The 22,542-nt window shown below is 63.8% G+C and carries 24 protein-coding genes, 1 tRNA gene and 1 pseudogene; 18 read left to right on the plus strand and 8 right to left on the minus strand.

Translation table 11 applies throughout. The annotated features are described in order from the left end of the window. The 3 genes and pseudogenes from G0P99_RS10705 to G0P99_RS10715 all read left to right on the plus strand — a co-directional run. Window positions 1-153, plus strand: a pseudogene (locus G0P99_RS10705) (S-(hydroxymethyl)glutathione dehydrogenase); the annotation flags it as partial. 118 nt (window positions 154-271) lie between these two features. Next, complete coding sequence (locus G0P99_RS10710) at window positions 272-763, plus strand: phosphoglycerate mutase family protein (protein WP_164129606.1); 492 nt, start codon at window positions 272-274, stop codon at window positions 761-763. Between the two features lie 59 nt (window positions 764-822). Next, window positions 823-1,548, plus strand: a complete 726-nt coding sequence (locus G0P99_RS10715) for an NYN domain-containing protein (RefSeq protein WP_164129608.1) — start codon at window positions 823-825, stop codon at window positions 1,546-1,548. Between the two features lie 168 nt (window positions 1,549-1,716). Here G0P99_RS10715 and G0P99_RS10720 read toward each other — a convergent pair. Together G0P99_RS10720 and G0P99_RS10725 are read right to left on the minus strand one after the other, a co-directional pair. After that, window positions 1,717-1,792, minus strand: a tRNA-Ala gene (locus G0P99_RS10720). 186 nt (window positions 1,793-1,978) lie between these two features. Next, window positions 1,979-2,302, minus strand: coding sequence for a TIGR02300 family protein (locus G0P99_RS10725; RefSeq protein ID WP_164129610.1), 324 nt, complete (start codon window positions 2,300-2,302; stop codon window positions 1,979-1,981). Window positions 2,303-2,403: 101 nt separating this feature from the next. Between G0P99_RS10725 and G0P99_RS10730 the strand changes: the two genes are divergently transcribed. The 7 genes from G0P99_RS10730 (at window position 2,404) to G0P99_RS10760 (ending at window position 9,526) form a co-directional block, all read left to right on the plus strand. Next, entirely contained in the window at window positions 2,404-3,084 is a 681-nt protein-coding gene (locus G0P99_RS10730) for a M48 family metallopeptidase (protein ID WP_164129612.1), read from the plus strand. Window positions 3,085-3,147: 63 nt separating this feature from the next. After that, window positions 3,148-5,010, plus strand: a complete 1,863-nt coding sequence (locus G0P99_RS10735; protein WP_164129614.1) for an adenylate/guanylate cyclase domain-containing protein — start codon at window positions 3,148-3,150, stop codon at window positions 5,008-5,010. A 44-nt stretch (window positions 5,011-5,054) separates the two neighbouring features. Continuing rightward, window positions 5,055-5,708, plus strand: coding sequence for a GntR family transcriptional regulator (locus G0P99_RS10740; RefSeq protein ID WP_164129616.1), 654 nt, complete (start codon window positions 5,055-5,057; stop codon window positions 5,706-5,708). 69 nt (window positions 5,709-5,777) lie between these two features. Next, window positions 5,778-6,791, plus strand: a complete 1,014-nt coding sequence (locus tag G0P99_RS10745; protein ID WP_164129618.1) for an ABC transporter substrate-binding protein — start codon at window positions 5,778-5,780, stop codon at window positions 6,789-6,791. Between the two features lie 6 nt (window positions 6,792-6,797). Continuing rightward, window positions 6,798-7,565, plus strand: coding sequence for an ABC transporter ATP-binding protein (locus G0P99_RS10750; RefSeq protein ID WP_164129620.1), 768 nt, complete (start codon window positions 6,798-6,800; stop codon window positions 7,563-7,565). Continuing rightward, complete coding sequence (locus G0P99_RS10755) at window positions 7,558-8,346, plus strand: ABC transporter permease (RefSeq protein WP_164129622.1); 789 nt, start codon at window positions 7,558-7,560, stop codon at window positions 8,344-8,346. Before G0P99_RS10750 ends, G0P99_RS10755 begins: the two co-directional genes overlap by 8 nt. A 40-nt stretch (window positions 8,347-8,386) precedes the next feature. Further along, window positions 8,387-9,526, plus strand: a complete 1,140-nt coding sequence (locus G0P99_RS10760) for a lytic murein transglycosylase (protein WP_164129623.1) — start codon at window positions 8,387-8,389, stop codon at window positions 9,524-9,526. A gap of 90 nt (window positions 9,527-9,616) precedes the next feature. On the opposite strand, the gene G0P99_RS10765 is transcribed toward G0P99_RS10760, so the two are convergent. Both G0P99_RS10765 and G0P99_RS10770 read right to left on the minus strand, forming a co-directional pair. Next, window positions 9,617-10,579, minus strand: a complete 963-nt coding sequence (locus G0P99_RS10765; RefSeq protein ID WP_164129626.1) for an acetyl-CoA carboxylase carboxyltransferase subunit alpha — start codon at window positions 10,577-10,579, stop codon at window positions 9,617-9,619. A gap of 88 nt (window positions 10,580-10,667) precedes the next feature. Next, window positions 10,668-11,264, minus strand: coding sequence for a LysE family translocator (locus G0P99_RS10770; RefSeq protein ID WP_164129628.1), 597 nt, complete (start codon window positions 11,262-11,264; stop codon window positions 10,668-10,670). A 72-nt stretch (window positions 11,265-11,336) separates the two neighbouring features. Between G0P99_RS10770 and G0P99_RS10775 the strand changes: the two genes are divergently transcribed. Together G0P99_RS10775 and G0P99_RS10780 are read left to right on the plus strand one after the other, a co-directional pair. Beyond that, complete coding sequence (locus tag G0P99_RS10775) at window positions 11,337-11,789, plus strand: Lrp/AsnC family transcriptional regulator (protein WP_164129630.1); 453 nt, start codon at window positions 11,337-11,339, stop codon at window positions 11,787-11,789. Between the two features lie 134 nt (window positions 11,790-11,923). Further along, window positions 11,924-12,505: a PA14 domain-containing protein gene (locus G0P99_RS10780; protein ID WP_164129632.1), complete on the plus strand. Its 582-nt coding sequence runs from the start codon at window positions 11,924-11,926 to the stop codon at window positions 12,503-12,505. A 24-nt stretch (window positions 12,506-12,529) separates the two neighbouring features. Here the strand turns inward: G0P99_RS10780 and G0P99_RS10785 are convergent, their stop codons facing one another. Both G0P99_RS10785 and G0P99_RS10790 read right to left on the minus strand, forming a co-directional pair. Continuing rightward, window positions 12,530-13,150 carry a hypothetical protein gene (locus G0P99_RS10785; protein ID WP_164129634.1) on the minus strand — a complete coding sequence of 207 codons (621 nt, stop codon included), beginning with the start codon at window positions 13,148-13,150 and terminating at the stop codon, window positions 12,530-12,532. Between the two features lie 66 nt (window positions 13,151-13,216). Further along, window positions 13,217-14,179, minus strand: coding sequence for an L-malyl-CoA/beta-methylmalyl-CoA lyase (locus G0P99_RS10790; RefSeq protein WP_164129636.1), 963 nt, complete (start codon window positions 14,177-14,179; stop codon window positions 13,217-13,219). Window positions 14,180-14,476: 297 nt separating this feature from the next. Between G0P99_RS10790 and dgcN the strand changes: the two genes are divergently transcribed. The 6 genes from dgcN (at window position 14,477) to G0P99_RS10820 (ending at window position 21,429) form a co-directional block, all read left to right on the plus strand. After that, window positions 14,477-15,478 (plus strand): N-acetyltransferase DgcN, encoded by a 1,002-nt coding sequence (dgcN, locus tag G0P99_RS10795; protein ID WP_164129638.1) that lies wholly within the window; start codon window positions 14,477-14,479, stop codon window positions 15,476-15,478. A 78-nt stretch (window positions 15,479-15,556) separates the two neighbouring features. Beyond that, a complete protein-coding gene (dgcA, locus tag G0P99_RS10800; protein ID WP_164129640.1) occupies window positions 15,557-16,522 on the plus strand; it encodes an N-acetyl-D-Glu racemase DgcA in 966 nt (321 codons plus the stop codon). A 12-nt stretch (window positions 16,523-16,534) separates the two neighbouring features. Next, entirely contained in the window at window positions 16,535-17,383 is an 849-nt protein-coding gene (locus G0P99_RS10805) for a DUF6544 family protein (protein ID WP_164129643.1), read from the plus strand. 50 nt (window positions 17,384-17,433) lie between these two features. Continuing rightward, window positions 17,434-18,294: a D-amino-acid transaminase gene (locus G0P99_RS10810; RefSeq protein ID WP_164129645.1), complete on the plus strand. Its 861-nt coding sequence runs from the start codon at window positions 17,434-17,436 to the stop codon at window positions 18,292-18,294. Window positions 18,295-18,334: 40 nt separating this feature from the next. Further along, window positions 18,335-20,083, plus strand: a complete 1,749-nt coding sequence (locus G0P99_RS10815; RefSeq protein ID WP_164129647.1) for an adenylate/guanylate cyclase domain-containing protein — start codon at window positions 18,335-18,337, stop codon at window positions 20,081-20,083. 152 nt (window positions 20,084-20,235) lie between these two features. After that, on the plus strand, window positions 20,236-21,429 hold the full coding sequence (locus G0P99_RS10820; protein ID WP_164129648.1) for a CaiB/BaiF CoA-transferase family protein: 1,194 nt from the start codon (window positions 20,236-20,238) through the stop codon (window positions 21,427-21,429). Here the strand turns inward: G0P99_RS10820 and G0P99_RS10825 are convergent. After that, on the minus strand, window positions 21,413-21,727 hold the full coding sequence (locus G0P99_RS10825; protein ID WP_164129650.1) for a DUF1244 domain-containing protein: 315 nt from the start codon (window positions 21,725-21,727) through the stop codon (window positions 21,413-21,415). The two genes, G0P99_RS10820 and G0P99_RS10825, sit on opposite strands and share 17 nt — an antisense overlap. Before the next feature lie 67 nt (window positions 21,728-21,794). After that, a complete protein-coding gene (locus G0P99_RS10830; RefSeq protein WP_164129651.1) occupies window positions 21,795-22,532 on the minus strand; it encodes an N-formylglutamate amidohydrolase in 738 nt (245 codons plus the stop codon). Window positions 22,533-22,542: the final 10 nt, after the last annotated feature.

Consider the following 22,542-nt stretch of genomic DNA (forward strand, 5'->3'; position numbering starts at 1 on the left):
CGGACGGATGTGCCCAAGATCGTGGACTGGTACATGGACGGCAAGATCGAGATCGACCCGATGATCACCCACACGCTGAGCCTGGACGAGATCAACAAGGGGTTCGAGCTGATGCACAAGGGCGAAAGCATCCGCGCCGTCGTGGTGTATTGAACCTTTCGCCCTGTCCCGAGCGCGGGGCAGGGCGGTTGCCTGCGGCTTGCCGCGCCTGTCTTGATTTTGAGTGGCCAGGCTGGAACACTGACCCGATGGTTTGCGGTCCGGAGGTGCCATGTTTATCCGCACGGCTTGTGCTTTGCTTCTGCTGTTCGCCGTCGCCACGCCTGTTGCGGCGCAAGAGGCGGTCTATGTCATCAGGCATGGCGAAAAGGAGCTGTCCGGCGATGAACCTGCACTGACGCCAGAGGGGCGGGACCGGGCGGCGGGATGGGCGCGGATGCTGCGACATGCGGGCCTTGATGCGGTGATCACATCGGACGCGCTGCGCACGCGGGAAACCGGGGCGATCATCGCCGAGGCGCTTGACCTTCGCGCCAGCGCGTGGCCCGCAACCGATATTGCCGGTCTGGTCGATATGCTTGAATTCGATCACGAGGACGACCGGGTGCTGGTTGTCGCCCATGCCGAAACCATCCCCGGCATCCTCGCGCGCCTTGGCGTGCTGGACGAGATCTCGGTCGACCAGGCCGAATTCGCCAACCTGTTTGTGGTGACCGGCCCAGGGTCGGATAACCCGGTGTTTCTGCATCTTTTCATGCCTTGAGTCCAAGAGGCCCGCCGGCCCCCATTGCACTTGGCCCGGAACCCGTCCACTGTCCGCGGATGGCAAACGATACCCCCCTTCTGGCTGTCCTGATCGACGCCGACAATATCTCGGCCAAATATGCCGAAGCGATCTTTGAAGAGATCGCCACCCTTGGCGAAGCCAGCATCCGCCGGATCTATGGCGATTTCTCGGGCGGCGCGCCGCAAGGCTGGAACAAGGAGACGCTGGCCGCGCTGGCGATTGTCCCGCATCAGCAGTTCGCCAACACCACCGGCAAGAATGCCAGCGACATCGCGCTGGTGATCGACGCGATGGATATCCTGCATTCGGGCCGCTTCGACGCGTTTGTCCTGATCTCGTCGGACAGCGATTTCACCCGTCTGGCCAGCCGCATCCGGGAACAGGGGCTGGATGTGTTCGGCATCGGCATGCGCAAGACGCCGGGGGCTTTCGTCAAGGCGTGCAAGCGCTTCATCTATGTCGAGAACCTGATGCCCGAACCGCAACCCAAGGCAAAGCCGGGTCAGCCGCAGCCGCCCGTCAGCCCCGCGCAAAAGCTGGAGGATCCGACCACCCTTGTGATCCGCGCCATGGATTCGATCGACCAGGACGACGAATGGTTCGCCCTGGGCCGGATCGGTCAGCTGATCGTCGCGGCCAACCCTGATTTCGACACCCGCAGCTACGGTAAGCGCAAGCTGAGCGACCTGCTGGCGGACCTCAAGCGGTTCGAAATGAAGCGCGGCACTGGAAACCAGTTCCTGATCCGCCGGATCGACTGAACTCTCTTGGCAGGACTCAAACGCTTGTCGGGTCACCACGGACCCTAACTGCGAGTCGCAGCGCGGTCGGGCAAGCCGTAATGCGAAGGTGAGGACGCGAGTAAACGGGCTACCGGCGACGTCAGCGCGCACAGTGCAAGTGGTTAATTCTGTTCTGTTTTGATGGATTGGTGGAGCCTAGGGGAGTCGAACCCCTGACCTCTTGCATGCCATGCAAGCGCTCTCCCAACTGAGCTAAGGCCCCGATCCGGTCAGCGGCGATACGGCCGCTGCGGTGAGGGTCGTTTAAGAGAGGCCGCCGGAGAGTGCAAGCCAAAAGTATGACTCTTTCCGGAAAATCTTGGCGCCCGGGCCCGGCGAGGCAACCGCCGCCCGCACAAACGAAAAGGGCGGGTTTGAACCCGCCCTTTCGCTGTTCCTCAAGCCCGGATTATTCCTCGTCCGAGGACATGTCGGTGATGTCATCGAGCGAGACGTTGTCCTCGTCGTCATCGTCTTCGAGGATATCGTCGTCGATGTCCATGTCGACGCTGTCGTCATCATCATCGAGCACGATGTCATCATCATCCGTGTTCTGGCGGGCCTTGCGCGAGGCGGCATCTTCGGCATCGGCCGCGATCATGCGGCCCTTGCCAAGATCCAACTCCACGACCTCGCCCGTATAGGGGCTGACGATCGGGTTCTTGTTCAGGTCATAAAACCGCTTGCCGGTGGTCGGGCAGACGCGCTTTACACCCCATTCTTCCTTGGGCATGTGAAATCCCCTTGATATCTGGTGAGTCGCAAAGACGATTCCGGCCTCGTGCCACATGAGGTTGGGCGTGTCAAAGCCTTTACGCCAAGGAGAGCGCGCTTATGGGGCAGCATCATCTTCCGGGCACACCTCCGGTGCCGCTGACGCTGAGACGGTCGGCGCGGGCGCGCCGCATCAGTCTGCGGATTTCCCAGCTGGATGGGCGGGTTACGCTGACCTTGCCGCGTGGCGTGGCCGAGCGCGAGGCGATCGATTTCGCCCGCAGCAAAGAAGACTGGATCCGCGAACACCTGGCGGCGCAACCTGGCCGGTCTGTTCCGGTCCTAGGGGGCACGATCCCGATCGAGGGGGTGCCCACCCGAATCGAGGCAGCCGGAGGCGCACGTGTGCTGTGGCAGGCGGGCACGATCCGGGTCCCCGAAACCGCGCTGGCGGCGCGTTTGCACCGGTTCCTGCGGGAGATGGCGCGCGACCGGCTGGTGGCGGCCTGCGATTTCTATGCCGTCGAATTGGGGCGTCCCTATGCCCGGATCAGCCTGCGCGACACGCGGTCTCGTTGGGGATCGTGTACCGCCGATGGCGGGCTGATGTTCTCGTGGCGCCTGATCCTGGCGCCGCCTGCGGTGTTACGCTATGTCGCCGCGCACGAGGTGGCGCACCTGGCCGAGATGAACCATTCGCCCCGGTTCTGGGCCGAGGTCACGCGCATTCATGGCCCCTATGAGGCGCCGCGCCGGTGGCTGCGTGACAATGGGGCCGAGCTGCACAGCTATCAGTTCTAAGCCGGTTGGTCGACGCAGGGCGACTTGCTAAGATGCCCTGACGTAAAGGCAGTTGGGAATGGCATGACCGGACAGGAACAGCGACGGCTGGCCGCCATCATGATGCTGGATGTCGCCGGGTTTACCCGCCTGATGGGCGCGGATGAATCGGGGACACTGGCGCTGGTGCTGGATGCGCGCCGTTCCTTTGTCGAACCTGCCCTGGCGCGGCATGGCGGACGGCTGGTCAAGCTGCTGGGCGACGGTGCGCTGGCAGAGTTTGCCAGCGTGACCGGCGCGCTGGATTGCGCCTGTGACATCCAGACCGGGATGCGGAACCATCCGCTGAAACTCAGGATCGGCATCAATCTGGGTGAGGTCATCGTCGAGGAAGACGACATCTATGGTGACGGGGTCAATGTCGCCGCGCGGATCGAGGGACTGGCCCGTCCGGGCGGTATCGCCGTGTCGCACAGCGTGTACGAACAGGCCCGGAGCCGAGGGGGATACCGGTTTGTCGACGGCGGCAAGCAAATGGTCAAGAACGTGGCCGAGCCGGTGGCTGTGTTTCACCTGTCGACCAATGGTGGCGAAGCCGAGGCGGTCCGGCCCGCCCGCAGTCCGCCGCGCCGCCGCTGGTTGCCGCTTGCCTTGGCCGCCTGCGTGGTCGTTGCCGGGGCGGTCTATGCCTTGCTGGTTGGCGACCTGCGGCTCTGGACCGATGATGCGCCGCCGCCGGTCGGTGCGGTGGTTGCCGAAGACCGACCTTCGCTTGTTGTCCTGCCTTTTGAAAACCTGTCGGGCGATCCCGCGCAGACTTATTTCAGCGACGGGATGACCGACAATCTGATCAATGACCTCAGCCAGATCGGCGGCTTGCTGGTCATTGCCCGCAACACCAGCTTTTCGTTTCGTGACCGGCAAGAGCCGATGGATGCCCGGACCGTGCACAAGGTGCTGGGTGTCCGCTATGTTGTCGAGGGCAGCGTGCAGCGCGCTGGCGATCATGTGCGTATCAATGCCAATCTGGTTGACGGGACCACCGGTTTCCAACTCTGGGCCGGGCGGCTGGATCGCGAGTTCAGCGACCTGTTCGCGTTGCAGGACCAGGTCGCCTCGCAGATCATCGACGCGCTCAAGATCGAACTGACGCAGGACCAGCAGCGGCGGTTGTCGAAACGCTATACCGACAATCTGAAAGCGTATGACCTCTTCCTGCGTGCGTGGGAGGAAGTCTGGCGGTTCAACGAGGAATCGCGCCAGATCGCCCAAGAGTTCCTGTGGTCCGCTCTGGCCATCGACCCCGACTTCGCGCTGGCCAAGGCCATCCTGGCAACGACCTACACCAATCGCACAGGTGTTTCTCTGACGATGAACGCCGAGTCGCTTGAGACCGCCTATCGGCTGGCGGGACAGGCGGTGGCAACCGACCCAGAATTGCCCGCTGTTCATGCCTCGCTGGGGCTGGTTCACATGTTCCGACGGGAATACGATCAGGCGGATGCCTCTTTTGCACGGGCGCTGGAACTTGATCCGAATTATGCCGACGGCTACGGAATGCAGGCTTGGAACTGGCACTATGCTGGCGATTCCGAACGCGCCTTGGCTGGGTTCGAATATGCCCTGCGCCTGAATCCACGAGCGCCGTTTCCCTATCTGAGCGCAATAGCCGAAGTGCATTTCAGCCTCGGCGACCTCGACGCGGCGTTGGCGATAAGCACCGAAGCGCTGGAACGAAACCCCGAGGCGCTGCGTCAGCGCTTGTTGCAGGGCGCCATATTCGCCGAGATGGGCCGTATCGAGGACGCAGAATGGGAGGTGGTCGAAGCGCTTGCGCTTGAGTCCGGGATCAGAGCCATCAACCTGCCGGATATCTATCCCTTTCGTGAAGACGATGTTCTGATGCGCCTTAAACAGGCGCTGCGGAGTGCCGGTCTGCCCGGATGATCGGGTCGGGTTGACGCCGCTTGTGGATGTGATCACATGGTCCCATGCAAAGCCCACGCCCGACCGAACAGACCATTGCCGCCGCCGCCCATGACCGGGTCTATCGTACCCTGCGCACCCGCATCATGCATGGCGAGATGTCGCCGGGTCAGGCGCTGACCCTGCGCGGGATCGGCAAGGAGTTCGACGTCTCGATGACGCCTGCACGCGAGGCGGTGCGCAGGCTGGTGGCCGAAGGGGCGCTGTTCCTGTCCAGTTCGGGGCGGGTCTCGACGCCGGAACTTGGCAACGACCGGATCGAGGAATTGGCGGCGCTGCGCGCGCTCTTGGAAGTGGAACTGGCCAGCCGCGCCCTGCCGCGCGCCCATATGGCGTTGATCGACCGGCTTCAGACCATCAACACCTCGGTCGCCGAGATGGTGTCGAAACGCGATGCCGTGGGTTACATCCGCACCAATCTGGAATTTCACCGCACGCTTTACCTGCGGGCGCAGGCCCCGGCCATGCTGGCCATGGCCGAAACCGTCTGGCTGCAACTGGGGCCGACGATGCGGGCGCTTTATGGCCGTCTGCGCCGCACCGACCCGCCACAGTATCACAAGCTGATCATCGCTGCCCTCAGGGCGGGGGACGAACCCGGTCTGCGGCTGGCGGTCCGGACCGATGTCACCCAGGGCCTGCGCCTGCTGGTGACGTGACGACGCGCGGTTGCGCCCGGCTTTGGCTTGGTCTTAAGGTGAGAGCCATATTCAACGGGGAGAGACATCATGAGCACGTTTTCACGGCGCGGTGCGCTGGGGCTGATCGGTGGCGCCGCCACCCTGCCGATGCTGGGTACGCCAGCCCTGGCAAATACCAAGATGACGGTCGGCGCGTTGCGCTTCACCAGCCACGCGGCATCCTTCGTCGCTTTTGAACGCGGTTATTTCACTGACGAGGGGCTGGACGTCGAATTCAAGTTTTTTGAAGCGGCCCAGCCGATGGCGGTGGCAATTGCCAGCGGTGACGCCGATTATGCGGTCACCGCGATCACCGGCGGCCTGATCAGCCTGGCCGAAAAAGGCGCGGCAAAGGTGATTGGCGGCGCGCTGAGCGAGGAAAAGGGCATCGACGGCCAGATGATCCTGGCCTCGAATGCAGCTTATGACGCGGGGCTGACCAGCGCCGCCGCGCTGGATGGGCGCAGCTTTGCGGTGACGCAGCCGGGCTCGTCCTTCCATTATATGGGCGCCAAGATCGCGGCGGCCGAGGGCGCCTCGGTCAAGTTCACGCCGCTGCAAAAAGTGGGTGCGATCATCGGAGCGATGAAATCGGGACAGGTCGATGCCTGGACCATCGTGCCCCATATCGGCAAGGCGCTGTCGGGAGGCGGTGCCGTGAAACATATCGGCATGGTTGCCGATTACCTACCTGATTATCAGGTCACCACCGTGTTTACCTCGGCCACCAATGCATCCGGTGAACGGGCGCAGACCGAGGCGTTCCTGCGCGCCTTTTCGCGCGGGGCGGCGGATTTCAACGCGGCCCTGGTGGACAAGACCGCCGGTGACGAGGCCGGGGTCGAGATGGTCAAGCTGGTGCACAAATATGTCTATGCCGACCAGCCCTTCGAGAAGGCAGAGAAATCCATACGCAACGGCGCGATGCGCCTGAACAAGGATTCGGCCCTGAACATGGGTTCGGTCGAGGATCAGCTGGGCTGGTTCAAGTCCGAGGGTTTGGTCAAGGACAGCATCACCACCGAGGTGCTGGTCGACGGCTCTTATGTGCCGATGATCTGACGGCACATGGAACTTGCGGTTCGCGGTCTGACCCATCGCTATGGCGACATGGTGGTGCTGGACGATATCTCGCTGCATATCCCTGCGGGCGAGATCCTGTGCGTGGTCGGCCCGTCGGGCTGCGGCAAGTCCACGCTGCTCAGGATGCTGGGCGGGCTGGAACAACCCGATTGGGGCGAGGTGCTGCAAGGCGGCACCCCGCCCGAGGGCTGTCTGAACCCGCTGACCTATGTGTTTCAGGATTTCGCCCTGCTGCCCTGGCGCAGCGTGGCGGGCAATGTCTCGCTGGTGCTCGAAGATCACCGCCTGCCGAGTGACCGGGTGCGCGCGATCATCCAGGATGTGCTGGCCCGCACCCGGCTGTCGGATTTCCACGATGCGCTGCCCCGGCAATTGTCGGGGGGCATGAAGCAGCGGGTCGCCATTGCCCGCGCGCTTGCGGTCAATCCGGCGGTGATGCTGCTGGACGAGCCGCTTTCGGCGCTGGACGCGCAGACGCGCGAGCTGTTGATGGAGGATCTGGTGGCCCTGTGGGAGCGGCAGCCCTTTACCGGCGTTTATGTCACCCACAACCTGGCCGAGGCGGTGCGCCTGGGCCATCGCATCGCGGTACTGTCGCGTCGCCCGGGGCGCGTGCGCGAAGTGATCGAGGTGCCGGGGCCGCTGTCTGAACGGCATGCAGGGGATGCGGGGCTGGAGGCGATTCAGGCCCATCTCTGGGCACTGATGCGGGACGAGGCGATGGCCGCCGATCTGGAGTTGCTGGATGCCTGAGATCAGGGTTCCCTTTCGCGGCGGCGGCTTCCGCCCCGAGGCGCGGCGCGGCACCGGCATTGCTGTGTTTCTGCTGCTGCTCTTCCTGATCGAATGGGGCACGCGGACAGGCTGGATTTCCAACCTGACCCTGCCGCGCCCCTCGGACGTGGCCACGACATTGGGTGATCTGGCCCGGTCCGGCGCGCTCTGGACGCATCTTCTGCCGTCGCTCAGCCGGTTGGCGGTGGGGTCGGTGCTGGGTATCAGCGCGGGTGTTGGTGTGGGCGTGATGATTGGGCTTTTTTCCTATATCCGGGCCGGGCTGGTGCCGCTGGTGGCGGCGATCTTCCCGATCCCGAAAATTGCCCTGCTGCCGCTGTTCGTGATCTGGTTCGGCATCGACGAAGGGTCGAAATACGCGCTCATCGCGCTGGGCACATTCACGCCCACGGTGGTGGCCACCTATGGCGCGGTCGACAATGTCGACCGGGGGCTCATTCGCATGGGGCAGAGCTTTGGCCTGGGCTGGTGGTCTATCGTGCGCAAGATCGTGCTGCCCGGCGCGCTGCCCGGTATCCTGTCGGGGCTGCGGGTGTCGCTGGCCATCGGCATCATCCTGCTAGTCGCGGCCGAGATGCTGGGCGCCGAACACGGGATCGGCGCCTATATCCTGCAAGCCGGCGCGCTTTATGATCTTGAGCGGCTTTTTGCCGGTGTGGTCATTCTGTCCTGCCTCGGCGTGCTGACCAGCTGGGCCATCGGCAAAATCGAGAAACGCTTGCTGGTCTGGCGCAGCTGATCGCGGTATCCTGCGACAAAACAAACGAGCAGGATTCACCATGATTGATCGTCGCTTATTTACTTTCGGCTTGGGGGCGCTGACGCTTTCGGCCTGTGGCGGGGCCACGACCGCGCCTACCGCCGCACCGGCGGAAAACTGGCCCACCGTGCCCAACGCTGGCTGGAACGCCTGGGTCACCTCTTTCAAGGGGCGGGCCTCGGCGCAGGGCATTTCCGCCTCAACCCTCGACAGCGCGTTTCGCGGGGCCGGCTATATCCCCAAGGTGATCGAGCGGGACCGCAACCAGACCGAGTTCAAACGCTCGCTGGAGGATTACCTGGCCATCGCTGCCTCGGACGAGCGGATCGCCACCGGCAAACAGATGCTGTCCCGGCATGGCGCATTGCTGAACCGGATCGAGCAACGTTACGGGGTCGACAAGGCGGTCGTGACCGCCATCTGGGGGTTGGAGAGCCGTTATGGCACCCGGCGCGGCGATGTGCCGATCGTGTCGGCCCTGTCGACGCTGGCCTATGACGGGCGGCGCGGCGCGTTTTTCGAAAAACAGCTGATCGCGGCGATGAAGATCCTGCAAAACGGCGATACGTCACCCCGCAACATGACCGGAAGCTGGGCGGGTGCGATGGGCCATACGCAGTTCATCCCGACCTCGTACCTGGCCTATGCGGTGGATTTCACCGGCGACGGGCGGCGCGATATCTGGTCCGAGGATCCGACCGATGCGCTGGCCTCGACCGCCGCCTATCTGGCCAATGCGGGCTGGGTGCGCGGCCAGCCCTGGGGGGGCGAGGTGGGATCCGCCGCCGCCAATTCGGGCACGCCGCTGGCCGTGTTGCAGCCACAGGTTCCGGGGCCCAAGATCGCGGTGTTCAAGAATTTCAACGTGATCAAGCGCTACAACAACTCTGACAGCTATGCCATCGGCGTGGGCCATCTGTCGGACCGGCTCAAGGGCGGCGGGCCGTTCAAGGCCTCGTTCGGGCCGGATGAGACCGGCCTGACGCTGGAGGAGCGCAAGGAGTTGCAGACCCGCCTGACGGCGGCCGGATACGACACTGGTGGCGCAGATGGTGTCATCGGCGGCAAGAGCACGGCGGCAATCTCCGACTATCAGCGCGCCAAGGGGCTGCCGGTGACCGGCGAACCCTCGGTCGAGCTGCTGCGTATGCTGCGCTAGGGCCAGGCGGGGGCGCTGCCCCCGTCGCCCGATGGGCGACTCCCCCGGAGCAATTCAGGCGAAATGAAAGGGCGCGCGTGGCGCCTTTTCTTATGCGGCCAGCCCCTTGGTCCCGAGGTCGAGGAATTTCTGGCGGCGGTCCTTGATCAGCGCGGTGCCGTCCTTGCCGTCGAGGTCCTTGAGCATCGCGGTGATGGCGTCGCCCACCGCATCCATGGCCTTGCGCTTGTCGCGATGGGCGCCGCCGCGCGGTTCCGCGATCACCCGGTCGATCACGCCCAGTTTCAGCAGATCCTGTGCGGTGAGGCGCAGCGCCACGGCGGCCTCTCGCATCTTTTCAGCATTCTTCCACAGGATCGAGGCGCAGCCTTCGGGCGAGATTACCGAGTAGATCGAATGTTCCAGCATCGCCACACGGTTGGCGGTGGCAAAGGCCACGGCCCCGCCCGAGCCGCCCTCGCCGATCACCACCGAGACCAGCGGCACGCCGATCTTGAGACACATTTCGGTCGAGCGCGCGATGGCTTCGGACTGGCCGCGTTCTTCGGCGCCCTTGCCGGGATAGGCACCGGCGGTGTCGATCAGGGTCACGACCGGCAGGCCAAAGCGGCTTGCCATCTCCATCAGGCGGACCGCCTTGCGATAGCCTTCGGGCCGGGCCATGCCAAAGTTATGGGCGATGCGCGACTTGGTGTCCGAGCCTTTTTCGTGGCCGATCACCATGACCGGCCGGTCCTTGAACCGGGCCAGGCCGCCCATCACCGCAAGGTCGTCGGCAAAATTGCGATCTCCGGCAAGCGGTGTGTACTCGGTGAACAGTCTCTCGATGTAATCGCGGCAATGCGGGCGGTCGGGGTGCCTGGCCACCTGGCATTTGCGCCAGGGGGTGAGGTCCTTGTAGAGCTCGTCAAGCAGTTTGGCGGCCTTGGCATCCAGCGCGGCGGCCTCTTCGGCCACGTCCATCTCGGCATTCGCCCGGGCCAGGGCGCGCAGCTCCTCGGCCTTGCCTTCGATCTCGGCCAGCGGTTTTTCGAAATCCAGGTACTGGGTCATGACGCCCTCTCGTCGCGGAGTTTCACGCTATATGACCTCAGGTCGCGCCAGATGCAACTCGGCAGGTGCAGCGGGCGCCCTGTTCCGGTCAGCCGGGGAAGAGCACGGGGTAAAGCGAGCCGACCAGCAAAAGGGCCATGGACCAGTTGAACAGGGTCAGTCGGCGCGGGTTGGTCAGGATACGCGCCATCTGCTGGCCCAGAACCGTCCAGGTGCTGACCGAAGGCAGGTTGACCGCGCCAAAGATCATGGCAACCAGCAGCACGGCCGGCAGGGTCTGGCCCGGCGCATAGGCCGAGATCGCGGTGAGCGCCATAGCCCAAGCCTTGGGGTTGACCCATTGAAAGGCCGCCGCCTGCAAGAAAGTCATCGGACGTCCGGCGGTGTCGCCCGCCCGCGCCGGGGCGGCATTGGCGATTTTCCATGCAAGCCACAGCAGATAGAGCACCGAGAACGCCTTGAGCACGGTATAGCTGGGCGGCCAGGCGTCAAAGACCTGCACCAGCCCGACCCCGACCATCAGCACCATGAAGGCAAAGCCAAGCCCGATCCCCAGCATATGCGGGATGGTGCGGCGGAACCCGAAATTGGCCCCCGAGGCCATCAGCATCAGGTTGTTCGGCCCCGGCGTGATCGAGGAGACGAAGGCAAACAGGACTAGAGCGATCAGGATGTCATGGGTCATGCGCAAAATCTCTTCCTGAAATCGCAAAATGAAATTGCGTTGTTGCGGGAATTTGGCCAGTTTGAACAACGAATGATCAAGATCGACGAAATAAACCGCAAGATATTGCGTGAACTGACTCGCGATGGCCGGATCAGCAATCTCGACCTGGCGTCGAAGGTTGGTCTGTCGCCTTCGGCCTGTCTGCGCCGGGTGCAGGATCTGGAGCGCGCCGGCGTGATCGCCGGATATCGGGCGGTGCTGAATCCGGCGGCTTTGGGGCTGGGGTTTGTCGCCTATATCGGTGTGGGTTTAAGCGAGCATACAAAGGCGGCGCAGGAATCCTTTGAACGCGCGGTCTCGCGCGCGCCCGAAGTGGTGGAATGCCACAACATCACCGGCACCATCGAATACCTGCTGCGGGTCGAATGCGCCGATCTTCCCGGTTACAAAACCTTTCATACCGACGTGCTGGGCACGCTGCCGCATGTAAACTCGATCACCACCTATGTGGTCATGGGATCGCCCAAGGATATGCGGGCGTGATCCCGCAAGGGGAAAGGCCGGATGCACGCGCCCCTTGCGGCACGAAAAATTGAACCCTAGGCTGATCACGATTTCGTTGCGTGAAAACGGCGGAAAAGACCGGCGCGACATTCGAACAACCGGGAGACCATGACATGAAATCCATCTGGATCGGCGCGATTGCTGGGCTTGGCCTGACACTTGCCAGCGCCCTGTCGGCGGCGCCGCTCAAATTGCAACCGGCCAATCCGCAGCCGGGCGGGCTCAAGGGCGGGCTGTCGGTGAGCTATGGCTATGCCAAGGAAGGCGAGCATATCAAATACTTGTCGGATGCGCGGAGCGTGTTGAAGTCCGGGGCGCAGCGCGGCAAGGCGTTGCGGGGGCTCGATTATCGCGACACCAGCAAGGGCGAGAATACCCTGACATCGAATCGCGACGAAAACGTCGCGGCGGCGATCCGAGGCTATATCAAGTTCGACCGGCCCGGTGTCTATGAGATCGACTTTTTCACCAACGACGGGATCGATGCGCGAATCGGCGGTCAGCGTGTCGGCCTGTTTGACGGTCGTCAGACTTGCGACAGCACCATCGTGTCCGAGGTCGAGGTGCCGCAGGCGGGCTGGTACAAGGTCGACATCACTTATTTCAACCGGCTCAATACCTCGTGCCTGATGATGCGCTGGGGGCAAAAGGGCAAGGGGATGAAATGGGTGCCCAACAACGTGTTCGGTCACTGACCGAACACATGGGCCATGCCGAGCCTAGGGCGACAGAAGGCCCAAGGCGGCCCTGAGCGCCAGTTCGGGCGAGGATAGCACCGGTACGGTGGCACGGGTGTAACCCGCAGCTCCGGCCATAGAAGCTTGTGCCAGTACGACACAAGCGATGTCAGGCCACAGGTCCAGTTCGGCGTCGATACGCGTGGCGATCGCGCGCGCAAACCCGTCGCTGTCGCCCTCTGTGAACATCGACCAGAGTTCGGGCAACGCCAATGTGCGATAGCGCGGGGATCGCCCCTCCTGTCGAAACGCCTCACGCAGCAGCTCGCCTGACGGGACCTCCGTGCTTTCCAAGCAGAACACCAGCAAGACCTCTCCACCGCAACGGGCCGCCGTCTGCATCATCGGCCAGTCGATCCGGATCGCGCCCGCCTCTGCCGCGACAGCGCCGATCGTGGTGCAGGTGCACAGGCTGCCGGGGGCGGCCGCGATGGTGTGGATGATCTCGGCGGCCAGATCATCGCCGATACTGCCCTGCGCGCGCGCCAGCCAGTCGGGCCGCACCACATGGGCAAGCCGCGCATCGGGTGCGATCCGGGCGGCGAGTGCGTCAAAGGTGGCGCAATGCACGTCGGCGGTGTGGAACAGGGTCAGGTCTGTCATGCGGTCCTCTGCAAACCCAAAAGGGCGCCCTTTGGACGCCCTTTGCAAGTTGATTTGCGGGGCGCGTCAGCCGTTGGCGGCAATCATCTCGGCCTGGCGGACGATGACCTCGGCCTGCTTGATCGAGGCGATGTCGACCAGACGGCCCTTGTAGACGGTCGCGCCTTCACCATTGGCCTTGGCGGTTTCCATTGCGGCCAGGATTTCGCGTGCCTCGGTCACCTTGGCGTCCGACGGGGTAAAGACCTGGTTGGCCAGCGCGATCTGCTTGGGGTGGATCGCCCATTTGCCGACCATGCCCAGCGTCGCCGAGCGGCGCGCCTGCGCGATGAAACCCTCGTCGTCCGAGAAATCGCCAAACGGCCCGTCCACCGGCAGTATGCCATGGGTGCGGCATGCGGCGACGATGGCGGCCTGCGCCCAGTGCCACGGGTCGGACCAGTACTTCGCGCCCTCGCGCAGCATATAGTAATCTTCCTGCGTGCCACCGATGCCGGTGGTCTGCATGCCCATAGAGGCGGCAAAATCCGCCGCGCCCAGGCTCATCGCCTGCAATCGTGGGCTGGCGGCGGCGATTTCTTCGACATGGGCGATACCGGCGGCGGATTCGATGATCACCTCCAGGCTGATCGGCTTGGTCCGGCCCATTGCACGCTCGATCGCCGTGACCAGCGCATCGACGGCATAGACATCGGCGGCGCAACCCACCTTGGGGATCATGATCTGGTCCAGCCGGTCGCCGGCCTGCTCCAGCACGTCGACCACGTCGCGGTACCAGTAGGGCGTGTCCAGTCCGTTGATCCGCACCGACATGTGCTTGTTGCCCCAATCCACGGTGTTCAGCGCCTCGATCACGTTGGCGCGGGCAAACTCCTTGTCACTGGGTGCGACCGAGTCCTCGAGATCAAGGTTGATCACATCCGCCGCCGAGGCCGCCATCTTGGCAAACAGCTTGGTGTTCGAGCCGGGCCCGAACAACTGGCAGCGATTGGGGCGCGCGGGCGCGGCGGGCTGGATGCGGAAACTCATGGCTGGACCTTTCCGGGGGTAATGAAATTACGATTTCTTTGCCCCATGAGGTATTAAATTGCGCACCCCTGCGCAAGCGCCTTTGTGCAGTCGCAGCATTGCGTGCGCGAAATCTTCGCTCTTGCAGAGAGAAATGCTGATGAATGTTTAATCAGTTTGAAAACTTCGAAGAATTTTGCGAGCTTTCGCCATTTCACGCAAGAATCGTCCAATCGGCCCAAGGCTGGCGGATGAGAACGCAAGATGCTCGTTGCCCGAGACCATTAGTCTACCTCGGAATCAAAGGAGTGCACCGCAATGATTGAAACCCCGTATCTGCTGTTTCTGGGCGATGCCCCCGATCAACTGGCCGCCAAGGTGGCGCAGGGCATCAAGGACTGGCGGCCCGAGAATGCCGTGGGCCAATTCCGTATGGAAGGCTGCAAAGCCGACCTGGGATTGACCGACATGGACCTGGTCGAGGCCCGCGAGGCCGGCGCCAAGACGCTGGTGATCGGCGTTGCCAACCGTGGCGGCGTGATCAGTCAGGATTGGAAGAAAGTTCTGGTTATGGCGCTGGAAGAGGGGTTCGACCTGGCCTCGGGCCTGCACAACCTGCTGCGCGATGAACCCGACCTGGTTGCCGTCGCCGAGGCCTGTGGCCGCACGCTGCACGACGTGCGCATCCCCTCGGTCAAGTACCCGATCGCCAATGGCGTCAAGCGCAAGGGCAAGCGTTGCCTGGCCGTGGGCACCGACTGTTCGGTGGGCAAGATGTACACCGCGCTGGCGATGGATGCCGAGATGCGCGAACGCGGCATGAAGTCGACCTTCCGCGCGACCGGTCAGACCGGCATCCTGATCACCGGTGACGGCGTGCCGCTGGACGCGGTGATCGCCGATTTCATGGCCGGGTCCATCGAATGGCTGACACCGGACAATGACGAGGATCACTGGGACCTGATCGAAGGGCAGGGCAGCCTGTTCCACATCTCTTACTCTGGCGTGACGCTGGCGCTGGTGCATGGGGGCCAGCCCGACGCGCTGGTGCTGTGCCATGAGCCGACCCGCGCCCATATGCGCGGCCTGCCCGGCTATCAGCTGCCGTCGCTGGAGGCGGTGCGCGATACCGCGCTGGCGCTGGCCAAGGTCGGCAACCCGGACTGCCAGGTGATCGGCGTATCGGTCAACACCCAGCACTTGGGCGAGGAAGAGGCGCGCGCCTATCTTGCCAAGGTCGAGGCCGACATGGGTCTGCCCGCGACCGATCCGTTCCGCTTTGGCGCGGGCAAGCTGGTGGACGCGCTGGCCGCAGTGTGATCTGAACGACCCGCCGGAGGCCGACGACAGGTGCCTCCGGCGGGAGTATTTGAGGCAAAGTGAAAAGGAACGGGCGGTATGCAGATCGAGGTGACGCGCGACGTATTCCGGCTGGCGCAGGTGTTCACCATCTCGCGCGGGTCGCGGACCGAGGCCAAGGTTCTGACAGTGCGGGTGTCCGACGGCGCCCATCAGGGCTGGGGCGAATGCGTTCCTTATGCCCGTTATGACGAAACACTGGAATCGGTCGAAGCGCAGATCGCGGGGCTGCCCTCAGATATCACTCGCGCCGCGCTGATGGATCTGTTGCCCGCAGGGGCCGCACGCAACGCGGTTGACTGCGCGCTTTGGGATCTGGAGAGCAAGCGCGCGGGCAAGCGGGCGTGGGAGATGGCGGGCCTGCCGGTTCCGGGGCCCGAGATCACTGCCTATACCCTGTCGCTCGACACGCCCGAGGCGATGCGGGCGCAGGCGCAGAAGAACGCACACCGTCCCTTGCTGAAGATCAAGCTGGGCACCCCCGACGACATGCCGCGATTGGAGGCGGTGCGGGCGGGCGCGCCGGGTGCCAAGATCATCATCGACGCCAACGAAGGCTGGTCGGCTGAGGTCTATGCCGACCTGGCGCCGCATCTGGTGCGGCTGGGCGTGGCGCTGGTCGAACAACCGCTGCCGGCCGGGCAGGACGAGGCGCTGATCGGAATGAACCGCCCGGTACCCGTCTGTGCTGACGAGAGCTGCCATGACCGGGCCAGCCTGCCCAAGCTCAAGGGCAAGTACGACGTGGTCAACATCAAGCTCGACAAGACCGGCGGGCTGACCGAGGCGCTGGAACTGCGCCGCGCCGCCCTGGCCGAGGGCTATGACATCATGGTGGGCTGCATGGTCGGCTCTTCTCTGGCGATGGCGCCCGCGACGCTGGTGGCGCAGGGCGCGCTGGTCACCGATCTTGACGGTCCGCTGTTGCTGGCCGAGGATCGCGAGACTCCGCTTGAATTCGATGCGGCGGGCGTGCATCCGCCCAGTGCGGCCCTCTGGGGCTGAGGCGCGCGGGCAATGGCGGCCTGGGTCATCGGACTGGCGGGCGCGTGTCTTGCCTGTCTGGCTGCCCTTGCGCTGTGGCGCCGCCGCGATCTGCGCGCGGACGAGGGCGAGGCACAGCGCCTTGCCCGTTTTCAGCCCGCCGCGCCCGAACGGTTCGACCCGCAGATCGTGGCCGATTTGCCAGAGCCTGCACGCCGGTTTTTTCAATGGGCTATTGCGCCCGGCGCGGAGCTCTTCACGGTTGCCGAGTTAGAGATGCAGGGCCAGTTCGGCATGGGGGACAAGGCGCGCCCCGGCTACATGCCGATGACCGCCCGACAGACCCTTGCCAGCCCGCATGGTTTTGTCTGGTCCATGTGGGCCGGGCGCGGCCTGCGTCGGTTGTCGGGCTCGGATTCCGGCAGCTGGACCCGGTTCTGGCTGGCCGGGCTGGTACCGGTCGCGCGCTATGGCGGCACGCCCGATCATAGTCGCTCGGCCTTTGGCCGCTATGCCGCCGAGGCGGTGATGTGGACACCGGCTGCGGTCCTGCCGCGCCAAGGCGTCACCTGGACAGGCATTGACGAGAATACGGCCCGCGTGACCATCGAGCATCTGGGGATAGAGCAAGCGATCGACCTGACCGTGGATGCCTCGGGCGCGCCGGTACAGATCGCCTTTACCCGCTGGAGTAATGCAAACCCCAAAGGCGTTTGGTGCGAACAGCCGTTCGGGGCCTTTCTTTCCAATGGCCGAAACTTCCACGGCATCCGCATCCCGACCCATGTCGAGGCCGGAAATCACTTCGGAACCGATGCCTGGTTCCCGTTTTTCGTTGTAGATGTCACCGACCTGAACTTTCCGCAGCTTGGCCGGACTTGACGCAGACCCCTAATCGCCGCAAGACGCGGCATGTCCCAAAGGAGCCACACATGACCCGTACCGTTTACGTTAATGGCGAATACCTGCCCGAGACCGAGGCCAAGGTTTCCATCTTCGACCGCGGCTTTCTGATGGCGGATGCGGTTTACGAGGTGACCAGCGTTCTGGATGGCAAGCTGATCGATTTCGAGGGTCACGCGGTGCGCCTGAAACGCTCGCTGGACGAGTTGGACATGGCCGAACCCTGCACCAAGGAAGAGCTGCTGGACATCCACCGCAAGCTGGTTGAACTGAACGGCATCGACGAGGGGCTGGTCTATCTCCAGGTCAGCCGCGGATCGGATGGCGACCGGGATTTTGTGTTCCCTTCGGCCGATACCCCGCCGACGCTGGTGTTGTTCACCCAGAACAAGCCCGGCCTGGCCGACAATCCGGCGGCCAAGAAAGGCGCCAAGATCATCTCGATCGAGGATATCCGCTGGGGTCGTCGCGACATCAAGACGGTGCAGCTGCTTTACCCCTCGATGGGCAAGATGATGGCCAAGAAGGCCGGGTGCGACGACGCCTGGCTGGTCGAAGACGGTTTTGTGACCGAGGGCACCTCGAACAACGCCTATTTCGTCAAGGCAGGCAAGATCGTGACCCGGCCGCTGTCCAACAACATCCTGCATGGCATCACGCGCAAGGCGGTGATGCGCCTGGCCAAAGAGGCACAGATGGAGGTCGAGGAGCGGCTGTTCACCATTGACGAGGCAAAAGCGGCGGACGAGGCGTTCACCACTTCGGCCAGCGCCTTTGTCATGCCGGTGGTCGAGATCGACGGTGTCGCGCTGGGCGATGGCACCCCTGGCCCCATCGCCCGCCGCCTGCGCGAGATCTACCTCGACGAGGCACGCAAGACGGCGATCTAAGACGCTTTGAATCAAAGGCGCGCGGCCCTATCATCGTGCTATGGAACGCCGACTTGCCGCCATCCTGATCGCCGATTTTGTCGGGTCGACTGCGTTTTTGCAGGCTGACGAGGAAGGCGCGCTAACTCGTATCTCCTCTGTGCTTGGCATAGCGCGGGAGTGTATCGAACAGGCTGGTGGTCGTGTCTTCAACACGGCGGGCGATTCCGTGCTGGCCGAGTTCCGCAGCCCGGTCAGCGCGTTGCGCGCCGCCATTGAAACCCGTGCCCGTCTGGGTGGCGGTGGTGAACACACAGCCGAAGACATGCGGTTTGGTCTGCATGTCGCCGACGTGGTTGCGGATGGAGACGATCTGAAGGGCGAAGGCGTGAACGTGGCCGCACGATTGCAGGCCACGGCCGATCCTGGTGCCATAGACGTTTCGGAAACGCTGTTTACCCACGTGGTCAAGGTTTCACCCTGCAAGTTCGAAACGCTGGAACCGCGCCACCTGAAAGGTATCGCCGAACCTGTACAGGTTTATCGCGTGTCGCAAAGTGCGGATCGCCATGTCTATCAGATTGCACCGACCCGCGATGAACCCGCCGTTGCACCGCGCCCAAATTCGGTGGCGGTGCTGCCCTTTCGGGTTACAACAGGCGCGGACGAGGATCAGGCTTTTCTGGCCGATGGTCTCACCGACGATCTGATTCACGAACTCAGCCTGATCCGTCCTCTCTTTGTCAGTTCCCGCACGGCAAGCCATGCGGTTGACACCAACGACCCGATCGTCGTTGGTAAGCGTCTTGGCGTGCGCTATGTCCTGTCGGGCACCATTCGCAAGTTTGGCGATCGGGTCCGCCTGTCGATCGAGTTGAGCGGCACCCGGAACGGCGAACTGATCTGGAGCGAACGCATCCAGCGTCCGTTCAATGAACTGCTGGATGCGATGGAAGAAATCGCCGCACGGGTCGCTGCAACCGTATCGGGACGGATCGATCATGCGGAAATCGGCGCGGCCCGACAGAAGCGACCCGAGAACATGTCCGCCTACGAATTCTATCTGCGCGGCCTTGAAGAGCACCGGCTGAGCGGCATCTACAACAGCCATGCCCGCCAGGCGATCGGCTGGTTCCGCAAGGCGCAAGAGGCCGATCCGGGGTTTGCGCGGCCCTTGGCGATGGAAGTTTGCGCCTGGTCGTACCTGCCCGATTTCGACCTCGGCCAGTCCGAGAAACTGCTGCTGCGGGCGCTCGAACTGGATCCTTCGGATCCCGAGTTGCACCGCATTCTGGGTATCGTTCTGATCAAGAGGCATCGCGACTATGCGAGCAGCCGCCGCCATCATGAAAAGGCTTTGGAACTGGCGCCGAACGACGCCTATATCGTGGGTCGTTGCGCGGCCTTCTTCACCTTCGCTGGCGAACCCGAACGGGCGTTTGGTTTGCTGGATCGGGCCGAGGGCCTGGACCCGTACCTGCCGGTCTGGGTGGTCGAAGAGCGGATCGCGGCGCTTTACGCACTGGGCCGGTTCGAAGAAGTCAACCGCGCGGCGCTGGACCTTCCGTTTCAGACCCGACGTACCCGGTGTTATCGGGCCGCGGCCCGGGTCGCTCGGGGTGATATCGAACGGGCTCGGATTCTGATCGGCGAAGCCTTGACCGACGACCCGTCGCTGTCCATCGAATATGTCCGTTCGCAGGAGCTGTACGAAGACCAGGACCGGATGGAATGCCTTGTCGATCGCCTTCGTCAGGCCGGTTTGCCAGACAATCCGCAGAACATTGCAGGTCCGATAGCGTTGCAATAGCGACCGCTGGTCGAGAAGCCTTGCCGATCCGAAGTCGAGGCTTCGGCGGCAGCAGGCGCCGATATGGTCCGGAAACGACGCGGAAATGACGCCGGTGACCATGCCGCCGCGTTGCAGGACCGACAGGCTGGTTGCAGACCAGTGGAGGCACGATGCGACCGTTCGAGGGTATCCGGGTTCTTGATCTGACCCATGTGTTCGCTGGCCCGTTCTGCACCTATCAACTGGCGGTGCTCGGGGCCGAGGTGATCAAGATCGAGCCGGTGGACCGGCCTGACATGACAAGGGCCGAAGGCGCCGATCCGGCGCTGAACGCCGCTGGCATGGGGTTGGTGTTTCAGGCGCAAGGGGGTGGCAAGCGGACCCTTGCGCTGGACCTGAAATCCGACGCCGGGCGGGAAGTCTTTGACCGCCTCGTACAGACGGCCGATGTGGTGGTGCAGAACTACACCGCGCATGCGGTGGTGGCGCTGGGTCTGGAGTACGGTCGTCTGTCGGCGCTGAAACCGGATCTGATCTATTGTGCGATCTCCGGCTATGGCGCGACCGGGGACAAGGCAGCACATCCCGCCTATGACGTGGTGATACAGGCCTTTACCGGCGTGATGGCCGCCAATGGCGAGGCCGACAGCCCGCCGGTGCGCATCGGCCCGGCAGTGATCGACTACGGCACCGGTGCGCAGGCCGCGCTGGCGATCTCGGCGGCGCTGTTTGCGCGAGCGCAGACCGGGCAGGGGCGGCGGATCGACGTGGCGATGAGCGATTGCGCGCTGATGCTGATGAACTCCAGCACCTTTGGCACGCTGTCCAGCGGCGCCGCCCCGCGTCCCTTTGGCAACCGCGATCCCAATCTGGCCGGTTACGCCGCTTATGAAACCGCCGAAGGCACGCTGATGATCGGCGCATATACCAATGCCCAGATGGCTGGCCTGATGCGGGCTGTCGGTGCGCCGGAGGCCGCAGCCGAGATCGAGGCCACCCCGCGCGACAAAATTGCAGCGCGGCGGGATAGCGATGTTGCCCTGCTGGCGAAGGTGCTCAGAACCCGCCCTGCGGCCGAATGGGAAGATCTGCTGAATGCCCACCATGTTCCCGCAGCGCGGATCCGTGACCTGAAACAGGCGCTCGACGAGCCGCAATTCGCCACGCGTGGCGTGGTGCAGGCGCAGGACGGGCGGCCCTTTACCGTGGCCGGGTTTCTCTATGACCACGGCGGGCCGGAACTGAGGAGCCCACCGCATGCCCATGGGCAGGATAGCCGGGCGGTTCTGGGCGAGTTGGGCATTGGCGAGGCAGAGTTCGACAGCCTCGCCGCGCAGGGCGTCGTGTTCAGCCCTTGTCGGTGACGTTTTCCTTGAACGCCACTTCGAATGCTGCCTGCTTCTCGGCGCTGGCCTCGGTTTGATACTTGGCCTTCCACTCGGCCATGGTCATCCCGTAGTAGATTTCGCGCGCCTCTTCCTTGCCCATCTCGATGCCCTTGGCATTGGCCGCCTCCTGGTACCAGCGCGCCAGGCAGTTGCGGCAGAACCCGGCCATGTTCATCAGGTCGATGTTCTGCACGTCGGTGCGGTCCTGCATCAGGTGCTGTTGCAGGCGGCGAAAGGCAGCGGCCTGAATCTCGATCTCGGTTTGCTGATCCATTGGAACTCTCCTCGATTGTTACAGCAGAGGTAGCAACCGCACCCGGCGGCGACAACCTTGCCCGTGTTCAAAGCCCGCTGTCGACCAGTGCCCGTTCCAGGATCGGCGCCAGCCGGTCCGCCCAGGCGCGTTGGCCGTCATGCTCGCCGATCAGGTCGTTGCGGATCTCGATCAGGGCATTGGGGCGGCCGAAGGCGGTGCAATGCTTGTCGATGGCATCGCCCGGCAGGACGCCGGAATAGGGCTCGTTGACGCCGACGCAGAGGTCATCCTCGGCCCTGAGCTGTGCCACCAGCGGGCGCGACAGGCGCTCGTCTTCAGTATGCAGGATGCCGATGTGCCAGGGGCGCGGGTCGCGCCCGCGCAATTGCCGGGTGAACGAATGCATCGAAACGATCACTGCGCCCGGTCGCGCGGCCAGCCGCGCAAGGGCATCGTGATAGGGCCGGTAACACATATTCAGCCGCCGTTCCCGCTCGGCCGCGTCCGCATGGCGGTTGCCGGGAATGATCGAGCCGTCATAGAGCTTCATCAGCAGGGTCGGATCGTCCTCGCCCCGGTTCGGGTCGATCACCAGACGCGAGAAATTGGCCGCGATCACCGGGGCATCCAGCAACTCGCCCAGATGGCGCGATACCTCATAGGCACCCACGTCATATGCGATGTGACGCTCCATGTCCTCGCGCGCCAGCCCCAGGTCGCCGCCGCAGATTTCGGGGGGCACGATGTTGGTCGCATGATCGCAGGTGATCAGCCAGCGGGAGGGGCGATCTTCGCCGTGCACAAAAAACGGGGTGTAAGTCATGGGCCTGTCA

This window comes from Ruegeria sp. PrR005 (assembly GCF_010500245.1).
GTDB classification, from domain to species: domain Bacteria; phylum Pseudomonadota; class Alphaproteobacteria; order Rhodobacterales; family Rhodobacteraceae; genus Ruegeria_B; species Ruegeria_B marisflavi.